A 1,653-nucleotide genomic window follows, 5' to 3' on the forward strand; every position below is an offset into this window, starting at 1 on the left:
GTCTCCATATTAGGACGTTACGGATTTGGTGAAATACGATATCGACTGAAAAAGAATGAAGAAGACGATCGACCTAGAGCCCTAAAACAAGCTTTTGAAGAATTAGGCCCTAGTTTTATTAAGATTGGGCAAATTTTATCGACTAGAAGTGACCTCTTGTCGACAGAATATTTAGTGGAATTAGAGAAGTTGCAAGAAGATACCCTGCCCATCCCCTATGACATTATTCAACAAGAGTATTTTGAGTCTGTAGGCCGGCATATTGAGGATGATTTTGCCACCATCACCAAGAAACCTATGGCTTCAGCTTCAATTGCCCAAGTCCACCGGGCCCAGATGAAATCTGGTGAGCAGGTAGTAGTAAAGGTCCAGCGACCTGAAATTGAAGACCAATTGATTCGCGATTTAAATATCTTTATTCGGGTTGTTGAAGCCATCCCATCGATTTTTATTGATGTCATTATCAACCCGGTAGAAATTTTAAAAGACATTAAGATTCAGATTTTAGAAGAAATTGATTTCCTCAATGAAGCACATAATATGTTGCTGTTTGCAGAAAATCACAGACAGCGGACAACCATTTTGAACCCGATTCCTTATTTAAGTCTGTCGACCAGACAAGTGTTGATTCAAGAATATATTGATGGTATTTCAATCGGTCGCCATTTTGCCTTAAAAGAAGAAGGTTATGACCTCAATGATTTAGCAAGCAAATTCGTCTTGTCCTATTTATACCAGGTATTTGACGATGGCTTTTATCACGCTGACCCCCATGCCGGCAATATCCTGATTAAAGATGGGAAAATTGTCTTTATTGACTTTGGGGCGATGGGGAAAATTTCCCCCGGCCAAAAACAGCTACTGGTTCAAATATTGACTTCCTTAGTCAGTAAAGATATCGATGGTTTAGTCAATGTCTTGCTGCAAATCTGTAAACAGAATAAAACTGTCGACAAGGTCGTTTTATACCGGGACATTGAAACCTTGTTTAACCGCTACCTAACCACCGGGATGGAAGCCTTGGAAATTGACGATATCTTCCAGGACCTACTAAAATTTGGTCATAAACACGGGCTGATTTTCCCATCTGAATATATTTTACTGGAGAAAACCATTGCCATGGTTCAGGGCGTTGCCCAAAGTTTAGACCCACATCTAGATTTTATGGCGATCTTTCAATCCTTCTTCTTGTCTAGCGGCACCATTCCCTGGGAGAAGTTCTTGGACCCGAATGCTGTTGCACGAGAAGCCTTTAGGACCTTGAATACCACTAGAAGAATGCCAACTAAGATAGAAAATTTAGTGGACAACATCAATAACGGTCGTTTGAATGTACGACTAACCTTTGAAAATGTGGATGACCGGATACGGGACATTAACTCAATGATTAACCGCATTATTTTTGGAGTAATTCTATCCGCCCTTATCTTGGCCTCCACTTTGATCATTACCTCAGCACAAACCTATTATGCAGAATTGCTGGGTATCTTCTTTTTCGTCATCACAGCGTTTATCGGGTTAATCCTACTAATATCCATGCTGCGGGCCCGAAGGAAATAGCGACCCTGAATTTGCCACGATTGAAATAGCCACAAAAACAGGCGGTATGCCAGATGAGATTTCATCCGGAACACCGCCTGTTTCTTTATTTAG

The 1,653-nt window shown here is 40.8% G+C and carries 1 protein-coding gene; it reads left to right on the plus strand.

All coding sequences use genetic code 11. The features are described 5' to 3' along the window. On the plus strand, positions 1 to 1,560 hold a 1,560-nt coding region (locus tag ACRCJ0_RS13525), incomplete at its 5' end, for an ABC1 kinase family protein (RefSeq protein WP_431390756.1). Positions 1,561 to 1,653 lie beyond the last annotated feature (93 nt).

This window comes from Aerococcus sp. L_32 (assembly GCF_050689315.1).